The organism is Wolbachia endosymbiont of Spodoptera picta, assembly GCF_018141665.1.
In the GTDB taxonomy this organism is placed as follows: domain Bacteria; phylum Pseudomonadota; class Alphaproteobacteria; order Rickettsiales; family Anaplasmataceae; genus Wolbachia.
On sequence record NZ_CP067976.1, the window covers coordinates 433,965 to 459,127 of the forward strand.

The 25,163-nt window shown below is 34.0% G+C and carries 23 protein-coding genes and 2 pseudogenes; 14 read left to right on the forward strand and 11 right to left on the reverse strand.

The annotated features are described in order from the left end of the window. Positions 1-44 precede the first annotated feature (44 nt). Entirely contained in the window at positions 45-1,841 is a 1,797-nt protein-coding gene (lepA, locus tag JKF54_RS01790) for a translation elongation factor 4 (RefSeq protein WP_211908422.1), read from the forward strand. A gap of 239 nt (positions 1,842-2,080) precedes the next feature. Here lepA and JKF54_RS01795 read toward each other — a convergent pair whose 3' ends face one another. Together JKF54_RS01795 and JKF54_RS01800 are read right to left on the reverse strand one after the other, a co-directional pair. Further along, positions 2,081-2,953, reverse strand: coding sequence for a hypothetical protein (locus JKF54_RS01795; RefSeq protein ID WP_007301937.1), 873 nt, complete (start codon positions 2,951-2,953; stop codon positions 2,081-2,083). Between the two features lie 58 nt (positions 2,954-3,011). After that, positions 3,012-3,419, reverse strand: a complete 408-nt coding sequence (locus tag JKF54_RS01800; RefSeq protein ID WP_211908423.1) for a glutaredoxin — start codon at positions 3,417-3,419, stop codon at positions 3,012-3,014. A 68-nt stretch (positions 3,420-3,487) separates the two neighbouring features. On the opposite strand from JKF54_RS01800, the gene ribF reads away from it, so the two are divergent. From ribF to JKF54_RS01820, 4 genes are read left to right on the forward strand one after another with little or no spacing between them, the layout of a single operon-like run. Then, positions 3,488-4,420, forward strand: coding sequence for a riboflavin biosynthesis protein RibF (gene ribF, locus JKF54_RS01805; RefSeq protein ID WP_063630547.1), 933 nt, complete (start codon positions 3,488-3,490; stop codon positions 4,418-4,420). Beyond that, on the forward strand, positions 4,417-4,893 hold the full coding sequence (lspA, locus tag JKF54_RS01810; RefSeq protein ID WP_007301940.1) for a signal peptidase II: 477 nt from the start codon (positions 4,417-4,419) through the stop codon (positions 4,891-4,893). Before ribF ends, lspA begins: the two co-directional genes overlap by 4 nt. Before the next feature lie 4 nt (positions 4,894-4,897). After that, positions 4,898-6,229: a M16 family metallopeptidase gene (locus JKF54_RS01815; protein WP_211908716.1), complete on the forward strand. Its 1,332-nt coding sequence runs from the start codon at positions 4,898-4,900 to the stop codon at positions 6,227-6,229. Further along, positions 6,216-7,538: a M16 family metallopeptidase gene (locus JKF54_RS01820; RefSeq protein WP_211908717.1), complete on the forward strand. Its 1,323-nt coding sequence runs from the start codon at positions 6,216-6,218 to the stop codon at positions 7,536-7,538. Before JKF54_RS01815 ends, JKF54_RS01820 begins: the two co-directional genes overlap by 14 nt. Here JKF54_RS01820 and purN read toward each other — a convergent pair. Beyond that, positions 7,532-8,098 (reverse strand): phosphoribosylglycinamide formyltransferase, encoded by a 567-nt coding sequence (gene purN, locus JKF54_RS01825; protein WP_010402201.1) that lies wholly within the window; start codon positions 8,096-8,098, stop codon positions 7,532-7,534. The two genes, JKF54_RS01820 and purN, sit on opposite strands and share 7 nt — an antisense overlap. 266 nt (positions 8,099-8,364) lie before the next feature. Between purN and JKF54_RS01830 the strand changes: the two genes are divergently transcribed. Further along, on the forward strand, positions 8,365-8,781 hold the full coding sequence (locus tag JKF54_RS01830) for a hypothetical protein (protein WP_211908424.1): 417 nt from the start codon (positions 8,365-8,367) through the stop codon (positions 8,779-8,781). Here JKF54_RS01830 and JKF54_RS01835 read toward each other — a convergent pair. After that, positions 8,774-9,295 (reverse strand): Na+/H+ antiporter subunit E, encoded by a 522-nt coding sequence (locus JKF54_RS01835; protein WP_006015458.1) that lies wholly within the window; start codon positions 9,293-9,295, stop codon positions 8,774-8,776. The two genes, JKF54_RS01830 and JKF54_RS01835, sit on opposite strands and share 8 nt — an antisense overlap. Positions 9,296-9,398: 103 nt before the next feature. On the opposite strand from JKF54_RS01835, the gene JKF54_RS01840 reads away from it, so the two are divergent. From JKF54_RS01840 to lgt, 3 genes are all read left to right on the forward strand, one after another. Then, positions 9,399-10,310, forward strand: coding sequence for an ankyrin repeat domain-containing protein (locus tag JKF54_RS01840; protein ID WP_211908425.1), 912 nt, complete (start codon positions 9,399-9,401; stop codon positions 10,308-10,310). 88 nt (positions 10,311-10,398) lie between these two features. Continuing rightward, the gene (gene smpB / locus JKF54_RS01845) at positions 10,399-10,848 is read left to right on the forward strand and encodes an SsrA-binding protein SmpB (protein WP_007301946.1); all 450 of its coding nucleotides are present in this window, start codon (positions 10,399-10,401) and stop codon (positions 10,846-10,848) included. Positions 10,849-10,854: 6 nt separating this feature from the next. After that, positions 10,855-11,646 (forward strand): prolipoprotein diacylglyceryl transferase, encoded by a 792-nt coding sequence (lgt, locus tag JKF54_RS01850; protein WP_114517403.1) that lies wholly within the window; start codon positions 10,855-10,857, stop codon positions 11,644-11,646. A 214-nt stretch (positions 11,647-11,860) separates the two neighbouring features. Here lgt and JKF54_RS01855 read toward each other — a convergent pair whose 3' ends face one another. From JKF54_RS01855 to JKF54_RS01875, 5 genes are all read right to left on the reverse strand, one after another. After that, positions 11,861-12,403, reverse strand: a complete 543-nt coding sequence (locus JKF54_RS01855; protein WP_211908426.1) for a hypothetical protein — start codon at positions 12,401-12,403, stop codon at positions 11,861-11,863. An 84-nt stretch (positions 12,404-12,487) separates the two neighbouring features. Continuing rightward, a complete protein-coding gene (locus tag JKF54_RS01860; protein WP_211908428.1) occupies positions 12,488-13,015 on the reverse strand; it encodes a phospholipase D family nuclease in 528 nt (175 codons plus the stop codon). A 40-nt stretch (positions 13,016-13,055) separates the two neighbouring features. Further along, positions 13,056-14,543 carry a UbiD family decarboxylase gene (locus JKF54_RS01865; protein WP_211908430.1) on the reverse strand — a complete coding sequence of 496 codons (1,488 nt, stop codon included), beginning with the start codon at positions 14,541-14,543 and terminating at the stop codon, positions 13,056-13,058. 47 nt (positions 14,544-14,590) lie between these two features. Further along, entirely contained in the window at positions 14,591-16,474 is a 1,884-nt protein-coding gene (locus JKF54_RS01870; RefSeq protein WP_211908432.1) for a DUF3857 domain-containing protein, read from the reverse strand. 24 nt (positions 16,475-16,498) lie between these two features. Beyond that, on the reverse strand, positions 16,499-16,639 hold the full coding sequence (locus JKF54_RS01875) for a hypothetical protein (protein WP_211908434.1): 141 nt from the start codon (positions 16,637-16,639) through the stop codon (positions 16,499-16,501). 213 nt (positions 16,640-16,852) lie between these two features. Between JKF54_RS01875 and JKF54_RS06730 the strand changes: the two are divergent. The 4 genes and pseudogenes from JKF54_RS06730 to JKF54_RS01890 all read left to right on the forward strand — a co-directional run bounded on the left by JKF54_RS06730 (position 16,853) and on the right by JKF54_RS01890 (position 19,674). Further along, positions 16,853-17,592 (forward strand): annotated as a pseudogene (locus tag JKF54_RS06730) (DsbA family protein). Between the two features lie 191 nt (positions 17,593-17,783). Further along, entirely contained in the window at positions 17,784-17,963 is a 180-nt protein-coding gene (locus tag JKF54_RS06335; RefSeq protein WP_246433234.1) for a hypothetical protein, read from the forward strand. A gap of 186 nt (positions 17,964-18,149) precedes the next feature. Next, on the forward strand, positions 18,150-19,028 hold the full coding sequence (locus JKF54_RS01885; RefSeq protein ID WP_246433235.1) for an OTU domain-containing protein: 879 nt from the start codon (positions 18,150-18,152) through the stop codon (positions 19,026-19,028). Between the two features lie 53 nt (positions 19,029-19,081). Continuing rightward, positions 19,082-19,674 (forward strand): annotated as a pseudogene (locus JKF54_RS01890) (TIGR02217 family protein). 73 nt (positions 19,675-19,747) lie between these two features. On the opposite strand, the gene JKF54_RS01895 reads toward JKF54_RS01890, so the two are convergent. Continuing rightward, positions 19,748-20,509 (reverse strand): hypothetical protein, encoded by a 762-nt coding sequence (locus JKF54_RS01895; RefSeq protein ID WP_211908436.1) that lies wholly within the window; start codon positions 20,507-20,509, stop codon positions 19,748-19,750. Positions 20,510-20,730: 221 nt separating this feature from the next. Beyond that, positions 20,731-23,397, reverse strand: a complete 2,667-nt coding sequence (locus tag JKF54_RS01900; protein WP_211908437.1) for a 2-oxoglutarate dehydrogenase E1 component — start codon at positions 23,395-23,397, stop codon at positions 20,731-20,733. Positions 23,398-23,789: 392 nt separating this feature from the next. Here JKF54_RS01900 and JKF54_RS01905 point away from each other — a divergent pair, with 392 nt between their 5' ends. Further along, positions 23,790-25,157 (forward strand): hypothetical protein, encoded by a 1,368-nt coding sequence (locus JKF54_RS01905; RefSeq protein ID WP_211908438.1) that lies wholly within the window; start codon positions 23,790-23,792, stop codon positions 25,155-25,157. Positions 25,158-25,163: the final 6 nt, after the last annotated feature.

Genomic DNA, 25,163 nt, shown 5'->3' on the forward strand with positions numbered 1-25,163 from the left:
TAATACTTAAAATGTAAAATAGATCTACTTAAATAAGTAGATCTATGAACAATATAAGAAATTTTGCAATAATAGCACATATAGATCATGGGAAGTCAACTCTTGCTGATCGTTTGATAGAAGAATGTAACGGTCTTGAGACAAGGGAAATGACCAATCAGGTACTTGACTCAATGGATATAGAGCGTGAACGCGGAATCACAATCAAAGCACAAACGGTAAGACTCAATTACACTGCAAATAATGGTAATAAATATTGCCTCAACCTCATGGACACACCAGGTCATGTTGACTTTTCATATGAAGTCAGCCGAAGCTTAGCTGCATGTGAAGGCTCACTTTTGGTGGTGGACAGCAGCCAAGGAGTTGAAGCTCAGACTCTGGCAAATGTGTACAAGGCAATTGACAATAATCATGAGATAATAGTTGTGCTCAATAAAGTTGACCTTCCTGCTGCAGATCCAGAAAAGGTAAAGCTTCAGATTGAAGAAGTAATTGGTATTGATGCAAGTGAGTCAATTTTGATATCGGCAAAAACTGGTCTTGGGATAAAGGATGTACTTGAAGCTATAGTGACAAAACTTCCCGCTCCTCAAGGTGATACAAATGCTCCACTGCAAGCAATTTTAGTTGATAGTTGGTATGATCCTTACCTGGGAGTAGTAATTTTAGTGCGAGTTAAAAATGGAGTACTAAAAAAAGGCATGAGAATCGTTATGATGTCTAATAATGCTACATATCAGGTCGATAATATCGGTATTTTCACTCCTAAAAAAGTTATGACTGGTGAACTTTCAGCAGGTGAAGTTGGTTTTATAACTGCTTCAATGAAAGAAGTAGCAGACTGCAAAGTAGGAGACACTATTACTGAAGAGAAAAGGCCGTGCAGCAAGGCATTACCTGGCTTTAAAGAAGTACATCCTGTAGTATTTTGCAGTATTTTTCCCAATAACACAGATGATTTTAAATATTTAAGGGAAGCACTAGAAAAATTACATTTAAATGATGCTAGTTTTACATTTGATGCTGAAACGTCAAATGCCCTAGGTTATGGATTTCGTTGCGGTTTCTTAGGAATGCTACATCTTGAAGTCATTCAAGAAAGACTCGAAAGAGAATTTGATTTAGATCTAACAGCAACTGCACCGAGTGTTATATATAAAGTTGCAATACAAAATGGTAAAGTTTTAAATATCCATAACCCAAGCGATATGCCAGACCCTACAAAAATTGAAATAGTGGAAGAACCGTGGATCACTGCAACTATAATGGTACCTGATCAATATTTAGGAGAGATTCTATCTCTGTGTGAAGAGAGGAGAGGAGAACAGCAGGATTTATCTTATGTTGGTAATACGACAACAGCACTACTGAAGTATAAATTACCGCTGTCTGAGGTTGTTTTTGATTTTTACGATAGACTAAAATCAATTTCCAAGGGATATGCAAGTTTAGATTGGGAAATATCCGATTATCAGGAAAGTCAGATAGATAAATTAAGTTTTTTAGTTAATGGAGAACCTGTGGATGCGTTAGCCTGCATTGTTCATAAAAGCAGGGCAGAAAAAAGAGGTCGCGAAATATGTGCACGTTTGAAAGACTTGATACCACGCCAGCAATATAAAATCGCGATTCAAGCGGCAGTAGGCGGAAAAATTATTGCTAGAGAAACGATTAACCCGTATAGAAAAGATGTAACAGCCAAGCTCTATGGTGGAGACGTCACACGAAGGATGAAGCTGCTTGAAAAGCAGAAGAAAGGTAAGAAAAGATTGCATTCTGTGGGAAACATAAACATCCCACAAAATGCTTTTATTGAGGCTTTGAAAATAAATGATTAATATATATCCAAAAACATAAATTTAAAGAACTAAGTGATATTTTCTCAATAAATTTACTGACATTGATATAGGTAAATTTGAAATAGCTATGTGAATTTGTAAAACACTATACAAGATACCATACAACGAAATCATCCCAGTGTTAAACGCTGGGATGACAGAGAGCAGCTCAATTGCTCCACTCAATCAGTAAAAATCAGATATATGTAGACATTGGCTAAAACCATTCCAACAACATTTTAGTGAAACTTAACAAGCTTATCTATAGTTTTAGTGATGATTCTTGGAGTATTTGGAGAGACTTCTGAGCCCAGTCTATTTAACCGCTCTATAGCAAACCCGCTGTTCTCATTTATTATGAAATCACATAAAATATTTTCTATATCTTTAATAACACTTTCATGCTTTCTCAGAGGATGGTTATTCGGATATCTATGAATGGTTTTGATGCTAGAATACTCAACGAAAGCTTGATCTTTAAAAGCAAGTTGTCTCAATTTCTCTTTGAATTTTTCTTCTTCATCTCTTGCTAAAAGGCAAGACTTTATCAGTGATTTTATAATCGAGTTTATAGCCTGATGTATTTCAGAATGCACTATAACTTTGATGATATTTTCTTCCACTATGCAATCATAAGTGCTTTTTTCGCTCTTTAATGACTCTATAAGCATTTTGCTATTTTGCGAATTCAATTCCAGATTCTCTTCACTTATAGGAGTCATTATAAAGGTATTCTTATTTACCCTGATGTAAAATTGTGGCAACCCTTTAGAACAGGCAAATGCTACATCCTTAGACTCAAGTGCGTGATTGTATGAAGAAGAAAGGGTGCTTGCTATAACGCTACTTGGTACTTTCATTCCATGATTACTTAGGTGATTTAACACATTCTCAACATCATGATATGTAAAACCTGTATCTTTTATCAATTCAACAACTTCTATGCAATTGTGTTGTTTATACTCTATTGTCACTTCTTCTGTAAAAAGAGTTTTAGCTGCTATATGCTTATCAAGCACTGTGAAAATCTTGATGAAACTCTCTAAATCTTGTTTGTTAATTAATTCAATACTAATTAAGTTTTTGCTAACAATTATAATATTTTTTATCATTTTTTCCCACTAAAAAAACTCACTAGATGAATTGTATTTTTAATTCATTAAAAATTGTTTAAAGTGGGTATGCCAGCAACAGTAAGACAAAAAAACCACATAAATCTTCATTATGTATTATATTACATCCCTCGTGTTCATCACTGCCGCTTGTGTAAGCTGTTGCATTAATGCTATCTTCATTGTTATTTAACATATTATCCAACTTTCCTTCTTTTTCAAGATCCATCAATTTGTCACATCCAGCAATATGATGTACATAATCACCATTTTCATCAGTAATAAAAATTTGTGGAACTGTCCTGACGTTATATTTTGATTTTATACCGTCAAACAAATCCGAGTTTCTAAGTACATCAATTTCTTCGTATTTCACACCTTTTTCATCCAATAACTCTTTTGCTTTCTTGCAGAATGGGCAGTACTTCTTCACATATATTACAACTTTTCCTTTAGTGTTTTTCATGATTTATCTCCATAGTTTATAAAATACAACTATTATATATAAAAAATATATATAAAATATCAAATTGTATGAAAATTATTTACAACTGTGAGCAAGGGATAAAAGATAATGTGGCACTAACTTTCGGAAATTTCGATGGCGTTCATTTAGGACATAAGTTTGCAATTTCCAATCTAAAGAAGGTAGCACAAGAAAGAGGATTACCCTCTGCAGTTTTAACTTTTGAGCCTCACCCATCAACTGTTTTATTTAGTAGGAACAATTTTAGGTTGATAGACCAAGAACAAAAAAAGGAACTTATCAGCAGCTATGGTATAGATTACTTGTATATCATTAATTTTAGTAGAGGTTTTTCTGAGGTTAGCTGCGATGACTTTATTGGTAAGATTTTGGTAAAGAAGTATGGTGCTAAACATATAACTGTTGGAGAAAGTTGTACTTTTGGTCACAAACGATTGGGTAACATATTAACTCTAGAAAAATATTCTCAGATGTATGAATATTCTTTAACTAAATTAGAGCCATTGATAATCGATAGAAAAATTTGCTCTTCTTCCTCAATCAGGGAGTGTTTACAAAAAGGCGAAATAGAAATTGCTAATAAATTACTTGGTAGGTCTTATCAAGTTTCTGGTATTGTAACAAAAGGTGCATGTAGAGGTAGAGAAATAGGGTTTCCAACCATAAACATTCCGATAGAAGATTACATGATAAAACCTAAGCTTGGTACATATTACGCCAAAGTTGCATTTTCTGAAAATAGTTCAAGTTGGCTATATGGAGTAGTCAACATTGGTATGAGACCTACATTTAAGGACTTAAAAAAACCTATAGTAGAAATGCATATATTTGACTTCAACGAAAATGTATACAATTTTAAGGTTGACATACAACTTTTAAAATTTATTAGGGCAGAAAAAAAATTCCATAGTATTAACGAGTTAACAAAACAGATAGATCGTGATATAATGAAGGCTTACCAGTTAAAGATAAATTTATGAAAAGGATATGTTTAGTTATTATATTGATTATAGTATCATTCGATCAAACAAGTAAATTGTATATAAACTCTTTGATTGATGAGGGGGAGTCAATCGAGATTACTAGTTTTATGAAATTAGTTGAAGTTTGGAATTCAGGAATTAGCTTTGGAATGTGTAGTACTCTGCCGCATGGCAGCTTCTTTTTTTCAGCATGTTCAATATTAATAATTGGTATACTTGCATACTTGATATATAAATCTAATGATAAGTCAATTTACCTTAGTTTTTCTCTGATGATTGGTGGAGCGATCGGAAATGTAATTGATAGAATCTATTGGGGAGCTGTATATGACTTCATATATTTTCATATCAATGATTGGTATTGGCCAGCCTTTAATTTAGCAGATCTATCTATAGTTTGTGGAATGTGTACATTGTTATATAAGTGGTATATATATGATAGGTCTATCTCTAAGCAAAATGAGGAATGAAATAATGCTTCGCAAATTCTTTAGTTTTTTTATACTATCTGTGTTTTTTTTCATTTGTCCGATTTCTTTGGAAGCTGAAATCATAAAGCATGCTAAGCTCAGTAACGGATTGGATGTTTATGTAGTACCTAATCACCGAATTCCAGCTGTTTTTCATGCAATAATATATAAAGTTGGGGGAATGGATGACCCAATTGGCAAAACAGGCTTGGCTCACTACTTTGAACACTTAATGTTTGAAACTACAGGAAAATTTAAAGACATAGAATCCACTTTGGGCAGCATTGGGGCCCAATTTAATGCTTTTACCACTAAAGAATACACCTGCTACTACGAATTAGTTCTCAAAAAAGATTTACCACTAGCAATGGAAATTGAAGCAGATAGAATGGGCAATTTTGATGTTACTCAAGACAAAATAGATAGAGAAAAAAATATCGTATTAGAAGAAAGAAAGATGAGATTTGATAATAATCCTGAAGCTTTACTATGGGAGGAAATGAACAGTGCATTTTATCGTAATGGCTATGGTAGGTCTGTTATTGGTTGGGAGAGCGATATTAAAACTTACAATAAAGATGACATAACAAGGTTTCATGATAACTATTATCATCCAGATAATGCTATACTGCTCGTTGTTGGTGATGTAGAATTTGAAGAAGTAGCAGGATTAGCAAAGGAAAAATATGGTGCAATTAAAGCTGAGCCTTTAGTTAAGCATTATCCGAACCAAGATTCAATACATAATGCAGATATATCGGTAATTTTAGAAAGCACTGAAGTAAAAGAGCCAGTTTTATACTTTCGCTATAGTGTTCCTTTATTTGAGCAAATAAGTGAAACTTTTCCTGTTGATTTGGCAGTTGATGTTTTGGGGCATGGCAAGTCTAGTAAGCTATATAAAGATTTAGTTCTAGATAAGAATGTAGCAGTAGAAGTGTTTGCTTATTATAATAGCTTAGCTTTTAGTAATGGTTACATTGAGATTCGGGTAACTCCAAAAAGCGGGGTGAATTTGGATGCTGTTGCAAGAGAGTTAGAAAATTCTATTAATCACTTTACCTCTGAAGAAATAACAAGTGAAGAGTTGCAAAGCACAAAGTCTAAATACAAAGCAGCACAGTTTGATAATCTATCTGATTTAACTAGTGTAGCAATGTTTTATATACCACGTCTAGCACTAGGTATCCCACTTGATGAAATAGACATTTCACATAGCAAAATTAATGATGTCAATCTGAAAGATGTAAATCACAAAATTCGTACTATTTTTTCTACTAATAAATTAGTCGGCCGTTTGTTACCAAAAGGAGGTAATGATGATGAGAATAAGTAAGCTTGTATTTCTACTTTTTTTCTGTCTGGTCTTTAATTTGCAGGCGAGCAGCTACCTAAATATAGAGGAGGTTACTACTAATAAAGGGCTTAAGTTTTTGTTTATTGAAAACCGTGATCTACCAAAAGTTTCACTCAATATATCATTCAAAGATGCAGGTTACGTGTATGAAAGTGCAGAAAAGCAGGGGCTTGCTTGGTTTACTTCTCTTGTAATTCAAGAAGGAGCAGGAAAAAATGATGCCAAAGATTTTGTAAAAAAGCTTGAGGATAAAGGAATTAGTTTAAATTTTACTGCTGGTTTAGAAGCATTTAGGGTTTCATTAAACACTTTATCTGAGAATCTAGAGGATGCAATTTCACTACTAAGTGATGCTATAATGCGTCCTAAAGTTGATCCTGAAGGATTGAATAGAGTTTTTGAAAAAGCCAAAGTAAACTTTAATAATTTTGAAAAAGATCCTTATTTTATTGCTGCAAAAGAGTTGGATACGTTGTTGTTCAAAAAACATCCTTACTCAAGAGATCCATATGGAACTCTAGACACTATAATGAGCGTTACTAGAGACGATGTTTTAACATACATAAAGCGTAGTTTTACTAAGGATAATATTGTTATTAGTATTGTTGGTTGTGCAACAAAAGAAGAAGTTAGTACGCTGCTCGATAAATATTTATCTAAGTTACCATCAAAAAGATCGAAAGTTAGGAAGGTATCTGTAAAAAATGAATTTGGGCCTGCAGAAAGTAAGAGCGTTTTTATGGATATACCACAGAGTGTAATACTTTTTGCTCAAAAAGGCATAGCATATGAAGACCCTAATTACTATAATGCTAGTGTTTTGATTAATGCGCTTGGTAGTATGAGTCTAAACTCAATACTGATGAAAGAGTTGAGACAAAATCTAGGTATTACTTATGGTGTTAGTGCACGTAATGTTCCTAATAAGCATGGAAATATTATATCTGGATTTATGAGTACTGATAGTTCCACTGCTAGCAAAGCTATATCAGCAGTAAAAGATACATTTAGCAGAATAAAAGAGGAAGGAATTGACGAACAATTATTCAAGGATGCAAAAACCAGTTTAGTAAATAACCTTATCTTCTCTTTTCTATCCAATAATGCAAATATAGCAACGTTACTGGATAGTATGCAGATAGATGATCGTGATATTAACCATATAAATAATTATGCAAATATCATTAATGATGTTCAATTGGAAAAAGTAAACAAGCTGGCAAGTTCTTTACTGAATCCTGAAAATTTATTTTTTGTTGAAGTTGGAAGAAACGCTCAAGGTCAATAGTTAATACCTTCTGCTATTGATCTTACTGCTTTTACATAACACTTATGCTCTTCAGCTAGAATGCGCTCTGAGAGACTGTGAACATCATCATTTGGTAACACTGGAACAGTAGCTTGAGCGATTATGGCTCCAGCATCAATTTCAGGAGTAACATAATGCACAGTACATCCTGTAATTTTTACACCCGCTTTCAGAGCTTGCTCCTGAGCATTTAGGCCCTTAAATGACGGAAGTAAAGAGGGATGAATATTTATAACTTTGTTATGCCATTTATTCAGGAAATTGGCCTTTATAATTCTCATAAACCCTGCAAGGCAAATTAAATCAACCTTATGTTGAACAAGTATTTCATGAATTTTATCAGTATCAAGTGGCTTATCTTCAACAACAAACGCTGAAACTCCTGCTTGCTTTGCTATTTTAAGGCCTCCAGCTTCACTATTATTTGTGATAACACACACAGTTTCAGCAGGGAAATTCTGATCTTGACATGCTTCTATTAAAGCCTGCATGTTTGATCCTCTACCTGAAATTAGTATTCCGAGTTTTATCTTTTTCATTTTAGTGCAGACGTAAGAATGGATATTAATAAAATAGCTCAAAAGGAAAGTTTATTTTAGAATAAATACTATTGTGTAGCAATATTTTACACTGCTGGATAATATGGAATTAAAGAAATCATTCAGTTTGAAGTAACTTTAACATTTAATTTTAGGAATATTATACAATTTATGGTAAATAAATGCATATTTTTATGGCTGCGTTATTATTTATTTAACAAAGTATTAGTATAATTTACTACACTGAATTAAATGGAGAAAATTCAATGAATAAATTACCAAGCAATGCAAAAACAAGCAAGTCTCAGGTTACTCAGTGGGAGGTAATAAAAAATTGTGAATATTCTGATAATTGTTTATCAAAAGTAGTAACTTTATACGTCATTAAAATGGCAGAATTATCAGATATTTATACGAGTAATGAACCTGAAATTAATACTATACTTACAAGAATAAGCATAACAAGTGAAAATGCATTTTTAAATAAGGTTGTTGATATTGAAATTATGGAGGGCATTTTTCCGTACAAATTCAACAGCAAGAAGAAAAATAACATATCAAGGCTAGAAGATTTGTACAATTATTTATGTTCTACTGTTATTGATAGCCTTCCAAAAGAAATGCTTGAGAGCTTAAGAAGAGAATACAGAGACGCTATTAACTTATTTAAAGCAATTACTTAACTAGGTGTAGCATTTTTAAGACTTTACCTTCTATTTCAGAAATGCCACTTTCAAGATCTTTATCTATCAAACATATGGTAGATAAATATGTTTTCTGCTTCTTTTCAACATTGATAGTTAAAGTTCCAGGAGTAATCGTAACCGAGTTAGCAAATAATGCAATGGTCTTATCATTATGTCCTATGCATTCTCTTACAATAACAATTGGCTCAACTGTAGATTTGAATCGTAGCACCTTTTTTGTTACATAAATACTTGAAAAAATAATTTGGTAAATTAGCCAAGGTATATAACTTATAAGCTGATAAAGTGACAGCCTACCACTATCATTTAGAATTTGACTAAGGGCACTTTCAGCATCAATTAACCTTTTAAAGATAATCAATGTGAACACAGAAGAAAATACTCCACAGAGAATAAAAAAAGGCTCAAAATAACCAGACAATGTAATCCATAGAGAAGACAAAATCACAAATGATAGAGAAAAAAACTTAATATTTTGCCTGACTTTCATGATTTGGAGTATAACTTAAATGATTTTTTAGGAAAATAAAAAGTTCTTGATTTTTGTGTCAAAGAACATAATAACCAAGTTATTTTAATAAGTAGTGGAGATTATGACGCTTGATGATTTTCTAAAAATGCTTGAAGAAATAAATGATACTTCAGGTTTAAGCAAGAACAACATAGTTGAACGAATAAAAATAAAATTAGAAAGAATTGATTTACGGAGGTGGAAAGATAGTGGATTTAATATCAATCATATATTCACTACACATAGTGATCTAGATCCTGTAGAAACTACATTGTTGCATTTTGCTGCTAAGAGTGGCTATGAGAACATAGTAATAGCTCTAATTGAATATGGAGCATATGTTGATGCATGGGACAGCGATGGATGCACTCCTTTACATTTTGCTGCTGAATGGAACCACAAAGGCATATTAGATATTTTAATTGAAAGTGGAGCAAATGTTAATGCGTGGGACAATGATGTATGTACACCTTTACATCTTGCTACCGAAGGTGGGAATGAAAGTGTAGTAAGAGCTCTAATTGCATGTGGAGCAGATGTTAACGCGCAGAACAATGATGGACACACTCCTCTACATTTTGCTACTAAGAGTGGCTATGAGAACATAGTAATAGCTCTAATTGAACACGGAGCATATGTCGATGCGTGGGATAATTATAGAAGCACTCCCTTGCATTTTGCTGCTGAAAGTGATAATGAAAACATAGTAAGAACTCTGATTGAACATGGAGCATGTGTTAATGTGTGGGATAGTTGTGGACGCACTCCTTTGCATTTTGCTAGCGATCATGAAAGTATAAGAGATATTTTAATTGAAAGTGGGGCATATGTTAGTAAACAGAACAATAATAGATATGCTCCTTTACACTTTGCTATTGAATGGGGCTGCAAAGATGTGATAAGTTCTTTGTCAGGTAATGCTAGTCCTAGGGCTGAAATGGCAGTAGGAAGAGTGGAACAAATTACACTTGCAGGAAGATTGGAGCTTTTTTAACCAAACTTGCATTTACTGAGATAATTGTTTTGTTATGAATTAAACCAAAAGTTCTGTAATATATTGAAGCTTAAAGATATCTTTAGATATGGAAGTTATTGCAGAAAATAGAAAAGCAAGGTTTGAATACTTTATCTTAGAAGAATTTGAAGCAGGTATGATCCTCTTAAGTAGTGAAGTGAAATCACTAAGGGAAAGAAAAGCAAACATTTCTGATGCTTACGTTACTGAAAAAAAAGGTGAAATATGGCTAAACAATATGCATATCGCAGAGTATAAAGCTGCAAACCAAAAGAATCACAAGCCAAAAAGAGAACGAAAATTGCTTTTGCATAAAAAAGAGATAAATAAGCTAATTGGTCAAATTAAAACCTCTGGAATAACTGTTGTGCCACTTTCTATCTATTTTAATGATAAAGGGTTGGCAAAAACTAAAATTGCCATTGTGAAAGGAAAAAAACTCTATGATAAGAGAGCAACCATAAAGCAGAGAGAGTGGGAACGTGAGAAAAGTAGATTGTCTAAGAATAATTTGTAGTAAAATATGTCTTTAAGTCCAGTTATTTTTAGCATCGGTCCTGTTTCTATATATTGGTACTCTTTAGCATATGTTTTGGGTATAGTTTTTGCATATTGGTATTTACATAAGCTAGACAATCAAAAAATATTTACTAAGAATTTTTACGATTCGTTATTAACAGCCGTTATTATAGGCATTATCCTTGGAGGTAGGCTTGGGTACGTATTGATATATGATCCAGTTCTCTATATAAGCAATCCTATCGAAATACTAAAGACCTGGGAAGGAGGTATGTCATTTCATGGCGGTGCTATAGGAGTTTTGCTTGCAGTAATAATCTCCTGTAGAAGACATAACATTCCTATATTTTACACACTGGATCTAATTTCTTGTGGAGTTCCGATAGGTTTACTTCTAGGCCGCATAGGTAATTTTATAAATGGAGAGTTATTTGGCAGGGTTACAAATATGCCGTGGGGTATGGTATTTCCAGAAAATGGTGATAATTTATTGCGCCATCCAAGCCAACTTTATGAGGCATTTTTTGAAGGAGCGCTACTTTTTGTAGTTGCAAATTCACTGTTTTTCTTGACTAGAGTGAAACTGTATTACGGTGCAACAACTGGTATTGCAGTTATGTGGTATGGAATAGCACGTTTTGTGGTTGAATTTTTCCGCGAGCCAGACTATCAAATTGGCTATTTATGGTTCAATTTAACTATGGGACAATTTCTTTCTATACCTATGATTTTACTGGGAATGCTTATATATTTAGGTGCGTTGAACTTAAGATTTAATACGAAATCTGTTCAATAGAGAAAAGGTGAGTTTAATCGAAAAATATAGTGGAAGTTTATTTATTCCATACTATGTACAATTATGTGAATTTTTTGTCTTGCAGAGAATAAATGTAAGACCAGCAAACCTTCGTTGTATAGCTATAAGAAGAACTTAGTAGCTACTGACCAAATTCATTACTAAGTAGATATTCATTTTCCACCAGAATATTCCTGATTGAGAAGCTACTTTATTAAAACATATTTTTAAATTTTTGCCAAAACCCTGGTTGATTATCATTAACCTTTGTGAAGGCTATGTTTAAACTGTATCTCGAATCATTTGGCATGTCATATCTAATATTCAGTATTGAAAATTTGTTTTTATTATGAACAGAAACATCGTCATATGATAACTTTGTCGTGTAGCACTTTATATGTTTTTGCTTATCATATACTATATCACCTGATTCCCCTTCTAGTTCTACAAATTTAGTTTTTTTCTGACATTCTTTTATTTTTATTAGATCCTCGTTTAGTGATATTGAAACCGGTAGTGTATTCCCAGCATACTCTTTAGCTAAAAGCTCACTTTGAGGATACATTTTTATTTCCTTTCCAAAATGTGAGTCTATAAAATTATTGCTCCAAAATTTGTCTCCAGAATGTACATATTCGTCAGTAGCATACGGTACACCACCATAATTGCATTGAACTTTGTAATCTCCAACACCATTATTTTGAAAAAAATCATGAATGGCAGCGTAACTATCAGCAGCATCATTTATGTAATCCATTACCTACCCCTTAAAACCTTTTAATTTATTATATCACAAGAAATTACATCTATCAATAAAAAGACTTTTTTTGATATCAAGTATCTAGGGAGCATATTGATAGGATTGTGACATTCGTATTTCCCAGTTCTTCACATACTGCTGGACTAATTCAGGATAATTTTCAATAATTAATAAATTTTCAGCGTTTCCCTTTTCAGCTGTCTTACTGAGGTTAAACGATCCTGTGATGACTTTTTGATTATCAACAATTATTACCTTATTATGAGCAATTTTTGGCTTATTATCGATCCAAATCGGTATTCCATTTGAAAACAATTCGCTTATGACACTATATTTTGAATGGAGTTGTGATTTATCTAAGACAACTTTAACATCAACACCACGCTCTTTGGCGTTAATCAAAGATTTTGCAACTGTTCCAAGAGTAAATGTATATTCTTGAACTAAGATAGATTCTTTAGATTGGTCTATCTCGCTGATTATCGGTACAGCACAGTCTTGTTCAGGTGAGAAGCAAACTGTTGCTTTTGGGCAAGGCGAGAATGTAGGACCCACATAGTAATACAGAGAAAAACATGCCGACAAAAATAAAAGATATAAAAGCCTCACAAACCACACCTAAATACACGGCGGTAGTCTACATCATAGTTTAATCATCTGTCAACCCATATTCCTTCCACTTCTCTGTAACTTTCTTTATTATTTCCTCGCTCATTTCAATTTTTCTTCCCCATTCTCGTTTGGTTTCAGGTGGAAGTTTGTTTGTTGCATCAAACCCTATTTTACCTCCGAGACCACTTTCAGGAGAAGCGAAGTCTAAATAATCAATTGGAGCATTCTCTATCATGATTGTATCACGTACAGGGTCCATTCTTGTTGAAACTGCCCACATTACTTCCTTCCAATCACGTATATTTATATCATAATCAACAACTATAATAAATTTCGTGTATAAGAACTGTTTGAGAAAAGATAGTGTGCCCATAACAATTCTTTTTGCATGCCCTGGATAAGCCTTTTTTATCGACACTACCGCTATTCTATATGAACAACCTTCTGGGGGCAGATAAAAATCTACTATTTCCGGAAACTGATTGATGAGAATCGGCACAAAGATTTCGTTGAGTGCTTCACCAAGAATTGATGGTTCATCAGGTGGTTTGCCAGTAAAAGTGCTGAGATAAATTGGATCTTTGCGCATTGTAATTGCAGTGATGTTAAACTCAGGAAACTGTTCAACAGCATTATAGTAACCGGTATGGTCTCCATATGGCCCTTCATCTTGGTAATTATCCAAACTTACATATCCTTCCAAAACAATTTCTGCATGAGCTGGAACCTGAAGAGGAATAGTTTTACAATTTACAAGCTCAAGTGTTTTTTTTCGCAGCAGCCCGGCAAATTGGTATTCTGATAAAGTCTCCGGCACCGGAGTTACCGCAGCAATAATCGTTGCAGGATCGCTACCAATCACAGCAGCCGCAGGAAACTTCATATTTTGTCCCCTCTCCTTCCACCGTTTATGGTGACCTGCACCACCACGATGTGCAAGCCAGCGCATGAGAGTCGTTTTTTTATTCACAACCTGCATACGATATATTCCAAGATTGAAATTATCTTGCTTGTCTGCTGTTGGTCCTTTTGTTACCACAAGTGGCCAAGTGATAAGCGGTGCAGGCTCGTTTGGCCAGCATGTCTGAATAGGTAGCAAACTAAGATCCACCTTATCCCCAGTTAGCACCACCTCTTGACATGGGGCTTTGCTCACAACTTTGCTCCGCATCGACAATACAACTTTTAGTAGAGGAAACATTTTCACAGCATCTTTGAAGGTTTTTGGCGGCTCAGGTGATCGCAAAAATGCTAGAAGTTTACCCAGATCCCTTAATTCATCAGAATTTATACCAAGTCCGAATGCAATTCTCTCAATAGTACCAAATAAATTCACTAAAACGGGAATTGAATTTTTGCCATTTTCTGTGACAACATTTTCAAAGATGATAGCTGGTCCCTTGTTTGACAAAACCCTACGATGAATTTCTGTCATTTCAAGAATAGTTGAAACTTCTTTTTTAATTCTAATTAGATCTTTTTTTTCTTCTAATGCTCTGATGAAGTCGCGTAAGTTATTGTACATATTTTAAAAATTTTAAGCCTTTTAAGAAGTGCTTTTCCCAGCACAACTCATTCACTTATTATTATAGAGGCTCTAGAAAAATTATTCTCCAATTCGCTTTTTAAGTTTTTATATTCAGCAGTCTTTAATTCTTCATTGGTAATAAAGCTTTTCTTTATGGTTATTAAATTGCTAAATTCGGTTCCATCATTTTTATATTTACAGAACCTATTTACATATAACCAAGGAGAATCTATTTCAAAATTCAAATTTTCACAGTTTTTAATTTTGATATCTTTTATTATCATATGGCTTTCCTTAGTTTTAGGAACACCAATAAAAAGGTCTGACACTTGGTCAGAAGCTGTATTGACAACATCATTAAGCCAATTATCTCCTAAATTCAAAGCCGGCCCTAGATTTGTCTTGAAAATCTTATTTTTTTGCTGGAACTCATATTTTATTGTAAGATCCTCTACATTACGCAAGGTAAGGTCAGGCAATTCTAAGAACTTCTTTTCTTCTTCATCAAGATATACTCCACTAATCATACGAAAAACAGAATCTCTTAATTGCTCATCTGAATAATATAATCCAACACCTGTTAAGCCTAAGGCTGCTTCCCCTTGCACGGTAAGCTGGCCATATTCATTTACAACGTTATCTTCTATAGTTAATTCACTATGGGATATCCCTTTTGAATTTTCACCTTGTACAGCAGGAATTTTTATGTAACTAGCTTCCTCAGAATCCAGTACTAGAGCGTTCCTATCAGCAATGTCTGGAAAAATACCCTGCGCCATACTGATGGTATTAGTTGGATCAATCCAGTATATTTTTCCATCTTCATTCATTACTCTAAGCATCACATGATTAAAATTACCCATATTGGGTAACGCTTCAGGATTAGAAGTATTAGTAGTTCCTCTCATAACTAAAATAGGTTGAACTTTGTAACCAAGTTCTTGTAAAATAGCAGCCGTGCTAGCAGAAAAGTCTTTGCAATCCCCAATTTGAGAATCAGCAATTTTCTCTAAATCTCTCGGGAAATATTTTCCTGATACTGTACTCCAGTCTCCCATGTACTGAACTTTTTCATTCAATAAAGAAGTAACAGCATTGATCTTATCTTCATCAGTACTCTCACTGGTAGCAGATTCTGCTATAGCTTTAAAAGTTGCAGGAAGTGGCTGGTTAATGATGCTATGATATCCAGGGGCTAATTTTTTAGCCAAATCCTCCCATTTAGATAGGCTCGACAGTGATACCCAAGTGTTATGTTTAATATTCAATATTCCATTATGTGGTTCATTTATTGTGTTTTCATAAATTGCTTTCTTTAAGGTAATGTTTATATAATGTACACTATCCTTTTTTTCCTCAGCAATCTCTAATACTTTTCTTGGATCATTCACTTTAATCTCTAGAGGCAATTCAGAGTTGATTTTAGTATTTTCTGCTTGTAAATAATCTCCATAATAAGAGAAGCTCAAGCCATAAAAATTATCAACAGGAACCTTTTTGTTAACTTTTTTATATCTTAAATATACTTCTGTGCCAATTTCTATTTTGGGAAATGGTATGGTTACTTGCCTTAGCTGATCAAAGCCTTTGCCAGGACTAGCCAGTGGCTTATCCTCCATCATATCTTCAGTAACTATATATTCCTCTCCATTATAAGCTGCTTTAGCCTCTAAAACAGTAAAATCTGCACCATCATCATTGTAAACAAGACTGTATAGAGAGAATCTATCACGTCCAGATTCTTTGAGTATTTTTGCTTGAAGTTCTACTTCCGTTTCGTAGGTACCATCTCTATTAACATTAATGTTAACATTAGAAAACTTAACCTCAACAGAAGCATCTTCGTACTTGCTCCACCTTGCTTCAGCTATAGTAGACATGAAAAATACTAGTAATGCTAAGTTAAAGAGAGTTTTTAAAAATTTCATTATGTCCCTACACTTATTGAACCATTAAATCCATGCAATTTTGTTCACAGTGTAAACAGGAATAAACTCAGCAGATTGGGAAAGAAGCTTATTTTCTAGAATGGCTATTTCTTTCTCTCTACCAATTATTGGTTCCGTATAATTTACCGCCGTGTTTGTCATCATTATATGCGGCGGTTATAAAATAATCAACTTTTTTACCGCCGCGGTTACAATTGTTATACGCAGCGGTAAGGAATATCTAAAATCTCTTAAATGCTCAATTTTGCACATCGCCAAGTTTTCTACTGTGTAAAGTTTGCGCTTCTTAATGTAAATGTTTTAACATTGAACATTTTTTTACTATAATATGTCTTATTATTTCCCTTAGGTAAGTATATGTCTAAGATACCACTTTTATTGATTTTTATATTTGCAGTAGCAAGTTTACCAGTAATAAACAATTGGCTTTCACATCGCAGTCAAGTCTTAAACGATGATCATATAAGTGAGAGATTAGATGACTACATAAGTAAAAATTTTGATAAGATCATAAAAACTCTCCAGGAAGAGTCAGCTAAAAATAGTTATTCTAATGCAACCAAAAATAAAATTTCTCAACATAAAAATGAAATATTCGACTCCACTTATCCTTACTCAGGAAATGAAAATAGCAATGTCATAGCTGTAGGTTTTTTTGACTATTCTTGTGGATATTGCAAAGCTATAAAGAACGATGTAAAACAATTGATCAATGATGGCAAAATTAAGTATATCTTAGAGATGCTCCAACACTTGGTAACAATTCTTTAAAGGCAGCAAAAGGTGCTTTAGCAACTTATTTTATCGATAAAGAAAAGTACTTAGATTTTCACTATGCTGCACTAGATCACAGAGGAGAATTTTCAGATAAAACTATATTAGGTATAGTGAAAAATATAGGGGTTAACGAGAACGACTTTAATAATTCTATGAAAAATAATGCAGACAAAATTGAGCAAATAATAAACAACAGCAAACTTTTAGTAAGGAATTTAGGAGTAGGCGGTACACCTTTTTTGATAATTGGAGATAGTCTTTTTGTAGGAGCAACTGATTTAAATGTGCTACGCAAAAAAGTGGATGAGTTAAAAGATTAATAAATTCCCTGCTTGACAGCACAAGAGAGTTTAAGTATAGTTAAAATATACTAAGTAACAATATGTATATGCTACATATTAGTTCAAGAAGAATAGTTGATGTCTGCTTGCAACATAGCATGACCTTAAGTAATTAGCCTTCCTAGGCTGATTAATCTATTAAAATACAATCATTATTTTGGAGTTATAACATGAGAGATTCTAACTATGTAAGAGAGCCAATTGCTCTTTTTCAACAAATCAAAGAAAATAAAAAATCAAGTGATTTATTGCATAATCTAAAGAGCGCTCATCCTGAAAAGCTAAAAATAGGAGCTGCTATAAAGACAGGAGATTGCTTTTTTGACTCTGTGGCTCAAGGATTGAACTAGTTAAGACTCAGTCATCATTTTACCGCAAAATCATTAAGAAAAGATTGTGCAGATTATGCTAAGCAACATGGTGAACAAGATAGTTGGACCTATAAAGCAATAATAAAAGACGCTGCTATTGGTGACTACTTTGTTGCACTAGAAGGTCCGTATGGTCCTATACAAAACCAAAAAACTAAAATAAATATGATAGATGAAGAGAAGACTTTTCGTAAATACTTAAAAGACATTGAAAATACGGTTACAGAAACTGATTCTTCACCTATATGGGGTCGTTCAAACATTGAAGGCAGAATGATATGCGACAAGTACAAAGTGGAGCTCCGTGTTTATTCAATAGAGGAAGATAGTCAAAAAATTACAGTAACTAAAATTACAGCACATGATGATGATCCAGAAGTTTTTATACAAGATATAAATCTCAATCAACTAGAGATAGATAGTAGCAAAAAAACTGTAGGAGTAGTGAATTACATGAGGCATTTTGTGCCACTCCTAAGTGAAATTTCTGAAGATATAACAGAAAGTCAACCAGTTTCTAATGAAGAAATCTTTGGTGAAGTGACAGAAGTTCCTGCTTCTGATCAATCAGAGCAAGAAGAACAATATAATATCAGAACTAGCAAAGCAGCAATTGCGCAAGATCATAAAGAACAAAAAACACAAAAAGAGAGAATTGATACCAGCGCTAGTGAGCCAATTCATACAGATACAGTAATTACTATTTCTCATCAACAAGGGCAAGAAACACAACAAGAGGCAATAGAAAAGAAATTAATCAATAGTTACAGAAGAGAAGCTATTTATAGCATAGCTGCTGTAATAACAGCTATAGCATTCACAGCATTTGCTACAGTTGCTATTTTTACCCAACCAATTCCTTTAGCATGTCTTGCTGGAGTTGCTTTAGCCATTGCATGTGTTTGTGTATATCAGTTAACGCAGAGTCATCAAGACATTAACGAACTGAAAGGTAAGGTAGGAGAAAACAACACCTTTACTTTTTTAGAAGAAACGGGATTTAAAATTTATAGCCTGATTGATAAAGCAGCTTCAAAAATTTAAGATCTTTCCTACTTCATCTATATCAACTCAATTTTATTTTTACAGGAGGGCATATGTCATTTACAGAAATTAGATTTCCAGAAAATATATCTTATGGTTCCACTGGAGGACCTGAATTTTCCACTGACGTTGTAACAACTCATAATGGTTGTGAGCAGCGCAATATTAATTGGTCTCGTGCACGTGCCAGGTATAACATAGCTTATGGAGTCAGGTCAAACGAGCAGCTAACAGAACTCATAACATTTTTTCAGGCACGAAAAGGTAAAGCAATAGGGTTTCGTTTTAAGGATTGGTCAGACTTTACAGTTATCAATCAAGAAATTGGCATAGGAGACGATAAAAAAACGATCTTTCAACTGATGAAAACTTACATAAGTGGAAAAGACAAGCATACACGAACTATTAAAAAGCCAGTGCATGATACAATAAAAATTTACCTAGATGGTGAAAAGACAGAAAAATATTCAGTGAATTATTCAACTGGAGAAATAGCATTTATGAAACCACCAGCAAAAGGCACAATAATCACCGCAAGCTTCGAATTTGATGTGCCAGTACGATTTGATACAGATTACCTAAACGCTTCTATTGATAACTATGGCAGCAATAGCGGAACAATATTCCCTTGGTGGAAGTGAAATAAAGTTAAAGTATGCTCCATAAAAGTTAAGCGATACTGAGGCTCATATTTAAATGAGCCTTGCACATTTTAAAGTCTATCGCCCATTACAATGTTCCACACTCGAAATTTGAGGAAATTCTAATGTAGTGTTTTCTCTTTCTTGTAAAATAGAAAGTTTTAATAATTCTTTTAGAACTAACTTTACAAGTGTTGTACCATTTTCCTTAAAGAGGTAGTCCATCCTATTGGTTTTCTGTATGTGATTGACAAAATTTCTAGCTTCCTCATTAAAAGCCTCGATTGTGTTGATACAAGATAATACTAAATCCGAGCTACTTATTGCTAAAATTCCATTTACGAAAATATCTAATTTTGTTTTATCTTCAGCTAACCTATTTCTAATATCACCATTCTCAAACAAAATGTACTCTAGGTACGAAGCAGACTCAATAAGTATAAAGTCTTCTAAAGGTACTGATTCTAAACATTCGTTAACATCAGTAAGTATTCCAAACTCAGTAATACACCCTTCTTTTCTCACAACATAGCAATCGGGAAGATTACGATACATTGATAGCAAAGAAAAAAGACGTATTATACTTGTACCTCTATCTTTCATTTCCTCTAGAAGCTTTTTATCATTTATTAGTTTGTGCAAAATGTAATCTGTAGCAGAACCTGGTTTGCGAAAACGAAACATATTATTTTCTGCAAAAATAGCCTTAGCCAATTCGATAGACTTTTTATCCTCATCTATAAAAGCCTTCTCGCTTCTATTTAATTGTATGATTTCAGCCTTACTATTGCTGCGTAGCCTAGTTTGCCCTATTAACCTCTCAAATACTTCTGTATTCATATATATCTTAATATAGTTAATATTAACTATATTAAGAAAAATAAATGAAAATGTTAATAAATATTAAGCTTTTATTAAAAAAGTAAAGTCTTTTTATATTTGTATGAGTATACAAGCAGTTTGATTGTTGTGATATATTTTCTATCGCACCCGGCTGCAGTGCCAAATATTAAGAACAATGTTCGCTTGCTAGCTTTCGCTTCAATATCTGCAAGATTGTGCTAGATACCCTGCACAACTTGCTTCAAAATTTCTGCTTGTTGTTGAGCATGGACATTAGCATAACCGCATGCAGGAGATGCAGCAGCGGGTCTTGCAACACACTTAGGCCTTTTTGCTTGAGTGTCTAGATTAGATAGAACCTCTTCTATTAACGGATTAACAAAAAACCATCCTCCCATATTTTTTGGTTCCTCTTGACACCATATAATTTCAGCGTTCTTATATTTTTCGAGTTCATTGTTTAGTTTATCAGCCGGGAATGGATAAAATTGTTCTAAACGCACTACTGCTATATCGTTTATTTTTTGTGCTTCAAGCATTTCAATTATGTCGTAATAAACTTTACCACTACATATTACAACTTTACGTATTTTATCACTTGCAACTAAACCTGTTCTACACTCTCGAATTACCGTAAGAAATTTTCCTTCAAAGTCAGAAAGGTTAGAAACTGCGCTTTTATGACGCAATAGTGATTTAGGTGTAAACACCACTAAAGGCTTACGAAAATCTCGATTAATTTGTCGGCGTAAAACATGAAAATAATTCGCAGGAGTAGAGCAATTAACCACCTGCATATTATCCTCTGCACAGAGTTGCAAAAACCTCTCTATACGAGCAGAACTATGCTCAGGCCCCTGCCCTTCATAACCATGAGGCAAAAGTAAAACTAGACCACTTGATCGCAACCACTTTGTTTCTGCTGATGCAATAAACTGGTCGATCATGATTTGCGCACCATTTGCAAAATCACCAAATTGCCCTTCCCAGAGCACCAGTGAATATGGAGAGTCAAGGCTATATCCATATTCAAAACCCATCACAGCATACTCAGATAGTGCGCTATCTATAACTTCAAAGCGAGCTTGCTTCTCACTTATGTTGTTTAGTGGAATAAAATCTTCTTCCGTTACTTGATCAACAAGCCTTGAATGACGGTGCGAGAAGGTACCACGACCAGAATCTTGTCCTGACAAGCGCACTCCTATTTCTTCTTTAAGCAATGACGCAAATGCAAGACTTTCACCAGTGGCCCAGTCTATATTGCTACCGGAATTTATACTTTCTATTCTGCCATCAAGTATTTTCCTCACTTTATTATTGAGATTAAAACTACTTGGAATATTGCTATTTATGTGTACACCTAATTTTTTTAGCTCATCTGGTGAAACACCAGATTCCGTATAATATTCACTCAAATCGTTCAACTTTGCTCTTCTCAATTTCGACCACACTCCATCAAACCAATCAGCTTTTTTTGGAGTGTAAGTCACTGACTCAGCAAGACTTTTATCCAACCTTACCCTAAATTCGCTGCGCAATTTACTTACTTCATCACTAATTAGGACTTTCTCTGCAGCCAGCTTCTCTTCGTAAATTGTTCCCGGAGTTTTATGCCTTGATATTGCTTTATACATAAGTGGCTGAGTAAAATTTGGTTCATCACCTTCATTATGGCCATATTTGCGGTAGCATATTATGTCAATCACCACATCCTTTTTAAATTTCTGCACATACTCCATTGCCAAACTCGCGGCAAAACTCACGGCTTCTGGATTATCTCCATTAACATGAAATATTGGAGCTTCTATTGATTTTGCTACATCAGTACAATAAAAAGAAGAGCGTGCACAACGAGGATTCGCAGTAAAACCAACTTGGTTATTGATGACAATATGCACGATACCACCAACTTTATAACCTTCAATGTTGCTCAAAGTCAGGGTTTCAGCAACCACTCCCTGCCCGATAAAAGCTGCATCACCATGAATTGATATTCCAAGCACAGATCTCGTATTTTGTTTTGCCCTTACTCTTCCAGCTAGAACCGGATTTACCGCCTCAAGGTGAGATGGGTTAGGACATAAACTTAAGTGTATTTTTTTACCACCAGCAAGTGCTCGATCAGAAGAGTAACCAAGATGATATTTGACATCACCAGACACCTCAAGACCACTTGGATATGCAAGGTTGCCTTGAAATTCAGACAGCATTGCCGCATAATCTTTTCCCATCACTTTGGTTAGAACATTGAGCCGTCCTCGGTGGGCCATACCAAGAACTATTTCTTCAATACCAAAAGCTGCAGAATCACTAATAACTCTTTCAATTGCAACAATGGCTGACTCCCCACCTTCGATAGAAAAACGCTTATATCCAGGAAATTTCATATGGAGAAATTGCTCGAACATCTCAGATTCAATCAAGTGCCTTAGTATTTCTTTTTTATCCTGAGGGCTTAGCGTATAGACCTGATTTTCAATTTTCTCCTGCAGCCAAACTCTTTCCTCATAAGAGGAAATATGCATAAATTCAAAACCGATATTCTTGCAGTAAATATCTCTGTAGATTCTAGTGTCACTTGTAGGAGAAAGATTCAAGTATTTTTGATAATCTATTTCCTTATTTACATTCGGTGATAATGGATTTAAGTCTGCAAAAAAGTGACCATAAAATCTGAAAAAATTTGCTAAATCATCAGCATCTACCTTAGCTTCATTCTGTGCTCTGCAGGGTTCTGCTTTATTAACTTCTAAATTGCTCGAAAAAATTCTGTACCAATCTTCTCCAATTGATTTATCGCCTTGCAAGTAACGGCTATAAATTTCTTCCACAAATTCGACATTATCGCCATAAAAACAGGAGTTATTTTTAAAACTGGACATAATCACTACAAAAGTATCAAATACTTATGAGTATAACTTAAGTTTTTTAAAAAAGAACTCCTTTAGTTTCTAATTATTAAGTTATACAAACACTGTAATCCGAGTTTTCCAGAAAGGGTGTCATTCTAGACTGACATCTAATCTTTCCATAAATGCTGTATTTCAACATAAAACAACTATACTCATCAACTTGTGCCAAATCATAATTCCTAGGTTCCAGTGTTAGCTACTTGTTTTTTGGATTTCTATACTATTGCTGATTGAAGATTATTGAAATTTTTTTGCACATTAAGGAACGCAAGCGTTTATGAGTCAGAGGATAAGTCATATAACATTTACTCGATCTTAAGACTTTGAATTTATATTTAAGTAAACGATAAACAGTAATTGGTATGAGTGATCTATTTAAAAGTGACAGTTATGATAAAAATCTCAATTCTTTGATAAGAGTCATAAAGCTGAAGGATACAAAAAAAATTAATGAACAATATGATGAAACACTGAAAGATTTATCTCAAGCTCTGAAGAATTTTACAAACAACGCAAAAGATGTAGCCAAATTTGTTATATATAGCGACTTGAATAATTATGTAGAACCTTTGATCACAAAGCCACTCGGTTTTATTGGAACATTAAAAGGGATATTAGATAGAGTCTTGGGAAAAGATATTCCAACTAATGATAATGACATAAAAAATTTTGTTGGTGATGAATTATCAGGTTTCACTATAGAAAAAGCAGCCGAATACACAAATATTTTAAGTACAATTAATCTATTCAAGAAAGGACTTAAAGAAATTTTAGATTCGAAACAGAGTGGAAAAGGCAATAAAGAACATAAATCATACGAAGTAAGCACGGAAAATAAAACGACATCAAAGCAGAAGGAAGATACTCCTAAGCTGCAAGAAGGAAAACAGCCGGTAGGAAAATTAGTTATGAAGAGAATAAAACGGCCAACAACAGCACCTCCGCCACCTCCTACTGCCTCAAAAAAGGTACACTTTAAACCAGAAATAGAGAACGTATCTCCTGAAGATTCAGGCTATGAAAGTTCATTAAGTGAAGAGTCTGGACATGAGGAAATATCAAATTATCAAGAGAAAAGTAGTAAATCTTCAACAAAAGATTCGGAAGACTCAAAGTTAGCTAAAAAGGAGCCAACTCACAAAACGAAACCTAAGAAAAATGCAGGAACAAGAAGAGGATATAAAAAGAGACAGGCTCCAGAGCCACTAGCGCTAAACGCTACCAATCAAGAAATTAGGCAAGAAACTAAAGAAGATAAATCTGAAATACTGTCAAATCCTAAAAGGCTAGATATTGTTGATCAACAAGTGAGCACGAAACCAATAATAGTAGAAGTGACTTCGCAAAAATCAGCTGAAAGTAAACCAATCCTCAAAAAATCTGCTGATAAAGCAGCATCAGAAGTAAAAGCGGTTATTATAAAAGAAAAAGTAAATAGCAAGAAGGACGGTAGAGTAAAGTCAATAGTAGGAAAATTTGAGCAAAACCAAGTTGCTAAGAGCAAAGCCACCCCTGCAACACAAGCAGATATCGGTATGAAGAAAGATCCTGCACCATCGCAAAAAACTGCCTCCCAATCTCACTCATTTCCGGTAGGAAATAAAAGATCTAAAATGAACCCCATAACAGCAAAGTCCGATTCTAAACTTCCGGTTAGTAAAAAACCTCTTCTCACTCATGTTAGTGTAAAGAAAATAGCTGCACGATTTGAAAGCCATGGGAAGAAATAGTTGTAA

Bases quoted from the DNA above. Each gene is read 5' to 3' on its own strand.
- JKF54_RS01900 (WP_211908437.1), bottom strand. From the start codon at position 23,397: ATGTCCAGTTTTAAAAATAACTCCTGTTTTTATGGCGATAATGTCGAA.
- JKF54_RS01830 (WP_211908424.1), top strand. From the start codon at position 8,365: ATGAATAAATTACCAAGCAATGCAAAAACAAGCAAGTCTCAGGTTACT.
- JKF54_RS01835 (WP_006015458.1), bottom strand. From the start codon at position 9,295: ATGAAAGTCAGGCAAAATATTAAGTTTTTTTCTCTATCATTTGTGATT.
- JKF54_RS01815 (WP_211908716.1), top strand. From the start codon at position 4,898: ATGCTTCGCAAATTCTTTAGTTTTTTTATACTATCTGTGTTTTTTTTC.
- JKF54_RS01865 (WP_211908430.1), bottom strand. From the start codon at position 14,543: ATGTACAATAACTTACGCGACTTCATCAGAGCATTAGAAGAAAAAAAA.
- JKF54_RS01840 (WP_211908425.1), top strand. From the start codon at position 9,399: ATGACGCTTGATGATTTTCTAAAAATGCTTGAAGAAATAAATGATACT.
- JKF54_RS01895 (WP_211908436.1), bottom strand. From the start codon at position 20,509: ATGAATACAGAAGTATTTGAGAGGTTAATAGGGCAAACTAGGCTACGC.
- JKF54_RS01800 (WP_211908423.1), bottom strand. From the start codon at position 3,419: ATGAAAAACACTAAAGGAAAAGTTGTAATATATGTGAAGAAGTACTGC.
- ribF (WP_063630547.1), top strand. From the start codon at position 3,488: ATGAAAATTATTTACAACTGTGAGCAAGGGATAAAAGATAATGTGGCA.
- JKF54_RS01905 (WP_211908438.1), top strand. From the start codon at position 23,790: ATGAGTGATCTATTTAAAAGTGACAGTTATGATAAAAATCTCAATTCT.
- lspA (WP_007301940.1), top strand. From the start codon at position 4,417: ATGAAAAGGATATGTTTAGTTATTATATTGATTATAGTATCATTCGAT.
- JKF54_RS01795 (WP_007301937.1), bottom strand. From the start codon at position 2,953: ATGATAAAAAATATTATAATTGTTAGCAAAAACTTAATTAGTATTGAA.
- lgt (WP_114517403.1), top strand. From the start codon at position 10,855: ATGTCTTTAAGTCCAGTTATTTTTAGCATCGGTCCTGTTTCTATATAT.
- lepA (WP_211908422.1), top strand. From the start codon at position 45: ATGAACAATATAAGAAATTTTGCAATAATAGCACATATAGATCATGGG.
- JKF54_RS01875 (WP_211908434.1), bottom strand. From the start codon at position 16,639: ATGATGACAAACACGGCGGTAAATTATACGGAACCAATAATTGGTAGA.
- JKF54_RS01885 (WP_246433235.1), top strand. From the start codon at position 18,150: ATGATAGATGAAGAGAAGACTTTTCGTAAATACTTAAAAGACATTGAA.
- JKF54_RS01870 (WP_211908432.1), bottom strand. From the start codon at position 16,474: ATGAAATTTTTAAAAACTCTCTTTAACTTAGCATTACTAGTATTTTTC.
- JKF54_RS06335 (WP_246433234.1), top strand. From the start codon at position 17,784: ATGAGAGATTCTAACTATGTAAGAGAGCCAATTGCTCTTTTTCAACAA.
- purN (WP_010402201.1), bottom strand. From the start codon at position 8,098: ATGAAAAAGATAAAACTCGGAATACTAATTTCAGGTAGAGGATCAAAC.
- JKF54_RS01855 (WP_211908426.1), bottom strand. From the start codon at position 12,403: ATGGATTACATAAATGATGCTGCTGATAGTTACGCTGCCATTCATGAT.
- JKF54_RS01820 (WP_211908717.1), top strand. From the start codon at position 6,216: ATGAGAATAAGTAAGCTTGTATTTCTACTTTTTTTCTGTCTGGTCTTT.
- smpB (WP_007301946.1), top strand. From the start codon at position 10,399: ATGGAAGTTATTGCAGAAAATAGAAAAGCAAGGTTTGAATACTTTATC.